The 7,764-nt window shown below is 36.5% G+C and carries 9 protein-coding genes; 1 reads left to right on the top strand and 8 read right to left on the bottom strand.

Going from position 1 to position 7,764, the window contains the following annotated elements; translation table 11 throughout:
- Positions 1–103 precede the first annotated feature (103 nt).
- Positions 104–658 carry a DUF6924 domain-containing protein gene (locus AC22ZQ_RS10590; RefSeq protein ID WP_318958757.1) on the top strand — a complete coding sequence of 185 codons (555 nt, stop codon included), beginning with the start codon at positions 104–106 and terminating at the stop codon, positions 656–658.
- A gap of 141 nt (positions 659–799) precedes the next feature.
- Here AC22ZQ_RS10590 and AC22ZQ_RS10585 read toward each other — a convergent pair whose 3' ends face one another.
- From AC22ZQ_RS10585 to AC22ZQ_RS10550, 8 genes are all read right to left on the bottom strand, one after another.
- The gene (locus AC22ZQ_RS10585) at positions 800–1,423 is read right to left on the bottom strand and encodes an AlbA family DNA-binding domain-containing protein (RefSeq protein ID WP_318958756.1); all 624 of its coding nucleotides are present in this window, start codon (positions 1,421–1,423) and stop codon (positions 800–802) included.
- 3 nt (positions 1,424–1,426) lie between these two features.
- Positions 1,427–2,545 carry a glycosyltransferase gene (locus AC22ZQ_RS10580; RefSeq protein ID WP_318958755.1) on the bottom strand — a complete coding sequence of 373 codons (1,119 nt, stop codon included), beginning with the start codon at positions 2,543–2,545 and terminating at the stop codon, positions 1,427–1,429.
- Positions 2,546–2,551: 6 nt separating this feature from the next.
- Positions 2,552–3,652, bottom strand: coding sequence for a glycosyltransferase family 9 protein (locus AC22ZQ_RS10575; RefSeq protein WP_318958754.1), 1,101 nt, complete (start codon positions 3,650–3,652; stop codon positions 2,552–2,554).
- A gap of 41 nt (positions 3,653–3,693) precedes the next feature.
- Positions 3,694–4,365: a hypothetical protein gene (locus AC22ZQ_RS10570; protein ID WP_318958753.1), complete on the bottom strand. Its 672-nt coding sequence runs from the start codon at positions 4,363–4,365 to the stop codon at positions 3,694–3,696.
- A gap of 40 nt (positions 4,366–4,405) precedes the next feature.
- Positions 4,406–5,149, bottom strand: a complete 744-nt coding sequence (locus AC22ZQ_RS10565; RefSeq protein WP_318958752.1) for a toxin-antitoxin system YwqK family antitoxin — start codon at positions 5,147–5,149, stop codon at positions 4,406–4,408.
- Positions 5,142–5,684 carry a D-glycero-alpha-D-manno-heptose-1,7-bisphosphate 7-phosphatase gene (locus AC22ZQ_RS10560; protein ID WP_318958751.1) on the bottom strand — a complete coding sequence of 181 codons (543 nt, stop codon included), beginning with the start codon at positions 5,682–5,684 and terminating at the stop codon, positions 5,142–5,144. Before AC22ZQ_RS10560 ends, AC22ZQ_RS10565 begins: the two co-directional genes overlap by 8 nt.
- The gene (locus tag AC22ZQ_RS10555; RefSeq protein ID WP_318958750.1) at positions 5,684–6,634 is read right to left on the bottom strand and encodes a glycosyltransferase family 2 protein; all 951 of its coding nucleotides are present in this window, start codon (positions 6,632–6,634) and stop codon (positions 5,684–5,686) included. Before AC22ZQ_RS10555 ends, AC22ZQ_RS10560 begins: the two co-directional genes overlap by 1 nt.
- A 56-nt stretch (positions 6,635–6,690) precedes the next feature.
- Positions 6,691–7,764, bottom strand: a 1,074-nt coding sequence (locus AC22ZQ_RS10550; RefSeq protein ID WP_318958749.1) for a T9SS type A sorting domain-containing protein, incomplete at its 5' end; no start/stop codon positions are given.

Below are 7,764 nucleotides of genomic sequence, written 5' to 3'. Positions count from 1 at the left end.
GATGGGGTTATAAGGTTTAGAATGTTTCCATTTATTTTCAACGAAAAATAATTCATTAATAATTGTGATATTAGCGAAACATCTAAAATCTATACATTTAAAAATGAATAAAATCCTACTCCCCTTTTTAATTGCAATCTTAATGAGTGCCTGCGGTTATGACAACGAACCAATTATCAGACAGATTCCTTTACCTGTAAATAGAAAAATTGAAAAGAAAACTACTATGAAAGATACAAACACAGCTACATTAGATTTACCAAGTACCACTAAAGCCCTTGTACTTAGAACTGATTTTTCATCAGACGCTACCTGGGACAAGGTGTGTAATATGATTTCATTATCGGGAAAAAATTTAGGTTTTAGTGCAGCCGTAGAATATATCAACCAAAAAGAGTTCGATAATTTAAAATTAGAAAAGCTCTACCCGCGCAATGAAAATTACAAGTGTTGGTACCTCTTTATTGTTGATAGTGTAACCATTGGTCATGAAGATCACCCTATTTTGTGTGTTGATTTAACGACACAAGAAGACAACACCTTCCGCTTGATCCCCCAAGAGATGTGGGCCGTAGATAATAATTTGGCAATTTCTAACATGGATTTTTGGGAATTTCAAGACGAAGTAGATAGTGAGGGAATTTTTAGAGGGGTTTAATTCTTATTCCATCAAGGCTAAAATTGTTTCAGAGCATGATTTTATAAAGGTGTCATTGGAATCGCCAAAATGTTCAACTTTCCTAGCCTTAAGATGAGTTAAAAGATGAAAATCTCAGGTCATTCACACTTTCAAGTAACGTTATTTCAAACGGTAAAAAGTTCCCTCTTCAGAAATATCCATTGCCACCAAATCCCAAGAGATAAAAAGTATGAGTAGGTTGTCTACTCTTTTTTTAGGTAAATCTGACTTCCTGTAGAGTCGACTTAAAGTAGCTGGAGCCTCTTCTTTTATGGTTCTTAAAAAGCTCAATTCTTCCTCGTCGAACTTTTCGGGTTTAGCGTGGTTGCGTTTCTTTTGCTTCCACAGACCAATCAAAATTTTGTTGGCCAATAGTGTATGATCATCTCTGCGTATGTAGGTTTTCCACACTCCATTTTCATCCAACGACTTGATGGGTTTTTCATCTGCTGGTTCAATAAGCACTTCAAGTACTAGTTTATGTTTATCCTGCCAAACATTTGATTCAAAAGAAATTGCAGGTTTGCAATACATTTCTGCAGCACCTTGTATCATGTGGAATTCTTCTTCAGGATGTATCCCTACAACCTTACCGTTATCTTTCACACCAATAAGCAATCTTCCACCATCTGTATTGGCAAAAGCAGAAAGTGTACGCGCTATTTTCTTGGCGTCATCTATTCTAAACTTAAAATCTTGCTGTTGGTGTTCTCCTTCTCTGATATATGCTTTTAACGTATCCAATCTCTACAAATTCTTCGCAAACTCTACTATCTTCTTCCCCATATTCTCCCAAGAATTCTCATCTTTCTCGGCTTGCATATTGGCTACAAATTCATCCATATATCCTTTTTCGAAATACTCTAAGATGCTTTGTTTTAAATTTTCTTGTGTTCTCTCTTTCACCAACAAGCCTGTCTTCCCTTCTACTATACATTCTCTCAACCCTCCTACATCTGTTACAATGAGCGGTAAATTGAATTGATTAGCTATAAATGAAATTCCAGACTGCGTGGCACTCTTGTACGGCAGTATATTAACATCTGAAGCACAGAAATAGTTTTTCACTTCACTATCGGGTACGTAATCATTAATAAAACGAACACGTTGAGACAATTGTGGATGTTTAAGCATTTCTCTGTACTCTGCATCATCACCGTATACTTCCCCAACACAGAGTAAAGTATAATCTTCGGGCAAATCTTTCATCGTTTCTAAAAGCAGTTTAAGGCCTTTGTACTCTCTGATTATTCCAAAGAACAACAATACCTTATCAATTTCAGGAATATCTAAAATTCTGCGTGCCTCTGCCTTAGATATAGGATCTCCGAAATGTGTATAATCAGGATGTTTTACCACAGTAGTTTTTGCTGAGGGATGCAATTTTTTAATATCATCCTCAACGGCTTTTGACAAAGCAATTAAACCTGAGTTTCTTTTTAAGAAATACTTGGTAAAAGGTTTGTCTATAATTTTTGTTTCGTGCGGAATAGCATTGTGTACCACAGAAACTACTTTACATTTCTTTTTCACCAAACCAGCTACTGTTCCCAAACTTGGTCCTACAAAAGGCATCCAATAACCGATTACCAATAAATCAGGATTATAGTCTTTAATAGCTTTCGCGGCAGAAAAATAACTCAAGGGATTCACTGAATTTAAAACCCTTTCGTTTTCTAACTTGGTTGCATCATTCCCCTCCTCTAAATACTGTGTAGTTCCTGGAAACAAGAAGTTTGGGTACTGCAAACTAAAGTTGAATACCTTTACTTCATGGTGCATCATGAAGGCTTTACACAAATCAAAATTAAAGTGAGCTATTCCACCCCTGTATGGGTAGAATACGGATAAATATGCAATTTTCATGTTCTCTTACGCCGTTACTTCGGCTAGTTTATTCACGTTTGTAGCTATTTCTTCAACAGAAATATCTTTCATACAGCTTCTCTCTCTCGAACAAGTTACTCCGTAGAAACAATCACAAGAAGTACTTGGTTCAACAATTACACCGCGTTTATACAATTCAAACTCGTGCTTGTTAAAGATGTTGTTCATCAACACCATTTTCTTTTGCAATGCAGTAGCAATATGCATCATCATAGATACTTGTGTTACCACTACATCTACATTGGCACTTAAAGCGATGAATTCTTCCAATGAAAAATGTCCGGCATAATGCGCGCCCGACTCACTGGCAATTTGTTTGTTCTGCTCGTCTTCTTGAGCTCCACCTAATAACAGTACAAAGTATCCTTGTTCCTTAAGGTTCTTCGCCAACTCTACCCAATAGGCAACTGGCCATAAACGTGTTTTCCAACGCGGACCACACCCCGTATTTAAACCTATGATGGTCTTCCCCTCTTTTATTTCGTTGAAGTTGGTATTCCATTTATCCACTAAGGCATGATTCAAATTTATTTCATACTCTTGGTAGTCAAAAGTCAACTCACAAATATTGAAGATTTCTTCGAGGTAACTTTTCGTATTTAATTGAGAAATTCCATCGTCTACACCCGTCAAAATTTTCTCTTGGGCATGGGCATTGAAGCCATCTATTTGGTTTCCATTCATAAAGAAACCAAACTTCTCTTCTGCCTTTACGTGAGTCGCTAATAAACAAGCTTCTTTTTCTTTATCGAGATTGATAACAATATCAAATTCACTCAACTGTAAAATAGAAAAATTGAGTCCGTTAAAAGGAATAACCTTTTGGGCTCTCGTATTTTCAATAATTGCAGGAGAATGCGTAATCCAAGTAAAATGACAAGTTCCGTATTTATCTTCCAAGGCTTTCATTAAAGGAGTTGTGCGAATAACATCTCCTAATGCACCGAGTTTTACAATCAACACACGTTTTTGTACAGGCTTGTATACACTACAATCTATACATGAAACACCTTGTTCTTTATGTGGTTTACACGGTAATTCTTGTTTGAAATACAAACAATCGAATTTGATATCAGAATAATTCATTAAATACGTTTGGGTATGTAGTTTCGGTAAATATAAAAAAGCTATTCAATTCCGAAATCTGTAAGGGTTAGAAATTCCTCTATTCCCTTTTCTATCACTGTAGAATCTTCACCTAAAATTCTTAAATCTTGGTAATATTTCTTAATCATCCCTACGTCTTTTGCATATAATTCATAGTGACGCTCGTGATCATAGAAAGTGAAGAAATCTCCTTTTAATACGGCTACAGTACTATCGAAATCAATTCCATTTAGCGTTCTTGGAATTCCTATGGATTGATAACTGCACTGTATTTTTTCTTGTGTGTTGTAAGCATTTTCGTTCCAGGTTTTATCTTCTGCAACGGCAAACACAAGTTTAATTCTTCGTTGATTCTCCTCCACTAACTCTGCCTTTCCTCCATCAATAATAGCAGTGTAAAGGTCCTTAAGCTCCCAAGTTTGTGTACTTTCATTCCACAAAAAACGGGTAAACTCTTTGGCTGTCCTTCCAGAATTATCAACGTAATCTTTGCCCACCAATGTTTTGAGCTTATAAAAAGTGGTATCGTGCGCTGGAACTAGATTTTTATCATGGGTGATATACATCCCATCATAAATGACATACCTTCCTTCTTGGAGGCCGAAATAGCTATATCCAAAATCTATTTTTGTTTCCTCCTTTTTACAAGAAAACAATAGGAGCATCAGGAATAAAAAATTGATTTTTTTCATCGTTCTTTAAAGATAAACGATAATTTGAGACAAGAGGTTGCTAATTTCCGCCATTCCCTCTGTTTGCTTTTATTTTCTCAAGTTCTTCACCTTTAATTTCTCTACCATTGATGTAATACTTACTACCAATCACCTCGCCTTTTGCATTAAAGGTTTGCTGCCAGCCATGGTACTTATCCATCTTATAACGGTAAGTAAATTGTAATTTTCCTGAAGGATAATAGGTTTTAAAAACACCGTCTCTTTTACCGTTCGTAAAGTTTCCAGTTTCTTTTACCACACCATTATCAAAGTAAGCTTTAATTGGACCATCCAGCACACCATTTTTATAGGTAATGGTTTTGGCTATCTGTGTGGTAGGTACTCCAAGTTCCTGAGGTACATAGTAAATCGTCTTCAATCCATGTAAAACACCGTCTTTATAGGTCTCTTTTAAACTCAAACGTTCAGAAGGTCCGTAATAATTCCATACAGAATCCTTCTTTTGATCTCTGTAAATTCCATAAGACATCATTTTACCATTTTCATGATAAGTGTATGCAACCGAACGATTGGAGTTCTCATCGTGAATGACAATCGCTTTAATTTCATTGTTTGGGTACCAATAGATGAATTTCCCTACAGGTTTATCATCCTTGAATTGCCCCTTGTACATGTAAACAGTTTTGTTTTCATACTTCTTGCCCCATTCACCTTGTTTTCTACCTTGTGCATCAACCTTATTGGCTTGTGCAAAAAGAGAACCTGTAAATATGATAAGTGTAAAAAATAAAATGTTATGCATCTTGTTTTATGTTTTTTGCTAATTCTAATAAACTCTCGAACTCAAAGTCGGCCTGCTCGCTCACTTCTTCTTTTGACTTAATCAACACAGTAGTCATGCCAAGATTTCTCCCAAAACGAATATCACCATTGGTATCGCCAACCATTATCGATTTTTTAAAGTCGATTTCTGGAAACATCTCTTGCGCCCAATAGCCCATAGCTGGATTGGGTTTCCTTGAATTGTTCTCTTTTGTTTTTAAGTCGGTAGAATAGAAAATATGGTCCAAACCTGCACCTACTTTTTCTAATTCCTCTAGCATATAAGTGTGAACGTCTAAAAGGTTACGCTCTGTCATTATTCCTTTTCCTACACCTTGCTGGTTCGTAACTACAACAACACGTTGAAAAAGCTTATTAAAAGCAGCTATCGCTTCCTTGGCTCCCGTTTCAAAATTAAAATCTTGCGGATGTTCTATGTAACCTTCAAAATTGCGTTGATTGATGACGCCGTCTCTGTCTAAAAAAAGTGTCCAATCTTTCGAACAAGTAATCATTAGACTTCTTTTTCGATTAAATAGATATTACGTGTAGAAGAGTTTCTGCCTATCAATTCTGCAATAAAGCCTGTTAGGAAGAATTGACAACCTATTACCATTGCAGCCAAAGCTACGAAGAACTCGGTTTTGCGTGCCAACAAGGTACCTGTTGGGTCTATGAATACTTTCATAAATCCTAAGTAAAAGGTCAAACCAAAACCTATGATAAATAGCAAAGTTCCAATCGCACCAAAGAAGTGCATCGGTTTCTTTCCAAATTTCCCCATGAATACTACCGTAAGTAAATCCAAAGGTCCGTTTACAAACCTATTTAAACCAAATTTTGTAGTACCATATTTTCGCGCTTGGTGTTCAACCACCTTCTCTCCAATTTTATTGAAACCCGCAAATTTTGCTAATGGCGGAATGTATCGGTGCATATCACCGTATACTTCAATACTTTTTACAACCGCCAATTTGTAGGCTTTAAGTCCACAATTGAAGTCGTGCAAATAAATCCCCGTCAATTTACGAGCAGCCCAGTTGTACAGCTTTGTAGGTATCGTCTTCGATAAAGGATCATAACGCTTTTTCTTCCAACCAGAAACCACATCCAAATCGTCTTCGGTTATCATGCGGTATAGTTCTGGTATTTCGTCGGGTGAATCTTGTAAATCGGCATCCATGGTAATGACCACATCCCCAATTACGGCTTCAAATCCTTTTTGTAAAGCAGCAGACTTCCCGTAATTACGTTGGAATTTAATCCCTCTTACGTTATCATCTTTCGCACGGAGTTCTTCTACCACTTTCCATGATCCATCTTTAGAACCATCATCCACAAACATCACCTCATATGTGAAGTTATTCTCGTTCATTACGCGAACGATCCACTTATGTAATTCTGGTAAAGATTCCACCTCATTATAGAGTGGAACAACGATTGAAATTTGCTTCGAAGTACTCATACGAAAACAAAGATAAAAATGTAAATGAAAAAACTTCTTTTCTAATTTAGCTTATCCTATTGTAAAATGATTTTACTTTGACGTGTGCCTATCTGCACTGTATAAGCTCCAGGGTTTAAACCATTCAAATCCAACATGTTTAAACCTTTTTCAATAATTCTAGCAAACACCACTCTTCCCGTTTGGTCAACCACTTTTAACTTACCTTTTTCTGGGGTATTAACCCTAATAATCCCTGTTGATGGATTAGGGTAAACTTTTAAAGGCTGGAGTTCATCAAGGTTCTCTGCCGATGAATTGTCCTGGGCACTCACGTAAAATTCATCAAAAACAACTTCTACCAAATTCCCCATAGGCTCTATATCACTCACGCTTAAAGTAATTTGCATATCTGCCGTAGGTGTTAAATAATCTGCAATACGAATGGATTTATTTATAAAATCTGTACCTGAGCTACCTACTTTATCTATTTCAACGATTTCGATTCCATTCGATAAAGTAATCCTAAGTGTATCATCAGGTGGAAATGGACCGAAATTATTGTAAAAGAACCTACGATAATTCACATATGGATCTGCAATATTGGTCACATCAAACACGGGCGATGTTAATAGAGCCGCGCCATCTGTCACTTCATCGTAGATACCATTATTCCCTGTAACATAGGCCATTTTACCACAGTCCCACGGACTATCACCATAAAGCTGAGAGGGTGAATAGATATCTCCCTGACCAACAGGAACAACACGAACAAAAAGTCCGTCTTCTGCATCCCCATAACTTGACCAACCAAAGTCAAATGCAAAATCATCGTAGTAGCCCTCTTCTAAAACAACGGTAATTTGCTGTGTATTCTGATCAATGGCAATTTCTTGGCAACTTGTAAAATAACCCCATTTACCTATCGTTAAATTATAATTATCGGCGTAGTATAGATCAAATTGTGCTTGTCCTAAGCCATCCGAATTTGTATTGAGAGAAATCTCTGGAAAGTTCAAATTTACTTGAGCACCAAAAATAGGGTTACCTTGTGGATCTTCCACATTTACAGTAAAGTTAAATGCAGGAATAGGTGTTAATGCTACATCTTCGATAGCTGTTTGACCATTAATAAAATCAACGTTTCTTGT

Source organism: Lishizhenia sp. (genome assembly GCF_057456495.1).
The sequence above is the reverse complement of the archived record's forward strand: the minus strand, read 5'-3'. Positions and strand labels throughout refer to the sequence as shown.